Genomic DNA, 554 nt, shown 5'->3' with positions numbered 1-554 from the left:
GATATATTCACTAATATAAGTAGGTTTAGGAGTATTTAAAGAAAAAGGGTTGCTAAGATTGTCAATAGTGTAAGTATTTAATAAAATTAAATTATCACATTCCCATCTTGAAATACCTATGCTTTTTCCATAAATAAGCAAAATATAATATTCAAATAGTTCTAAAATACTAACCTTATCTTTTAAACAAGATGGTATAATTAAAGTTGGATTAGCATGATCATTCTCTAAAAGCTGAGTTTTTTTCCATATATCAAAATCCATATCAGGAAAAAAAATAGCACACTTTTCATTTTCATCCCATTTTATAAATTTATATTTCATTGTTCGCCTCATTTTCTATATGTATTGTTCTAAGATTTCCTCTTGGTTTATGAGAATTTCTCCACCACTTCTAGAATCCGTTCTGTATGCAAGATTAGTTTCATTATCCAACTTATATCTTGCAAGAAACTTTTCCTATTTTCTTATTTTTTATAGGAATTTCTCTTTGTTCTATCTTTTGAGTATTTTATTATTATCTTGTAAAATTAACAAAAATCACCTATTAATCT

The 554-nt window shown here is 25.5% G+C and carries 1 pseudogene; it reads right to left on the bottom strand.

What is annotated here, in order from left to right:
* Nucleotides 1–324 (bottom strand): annotated as a pseudogene (locus tag H2280_RS08450) (hypothetical protein); the annotation flags it as partial.
* Nucleotides 325–554 lie beyond the last annotated feature (230 nt).

Origin of the sequence: Campylobacter sp. 2457A (assembly GCF_020135895.1) — a bacterium.
Taxonomy (GTDB): Bacteria; Campylobacterota; Campylobacteria; order Campylobacterales; family Campylobacteraceae; genus Campylobacter_D; species Campylobacter_D taeniopygiae.
Note: the sequence above shows the minus strand (reverse complement) of the source record. Positions and strands in the feature narration are given on the sequence as shown.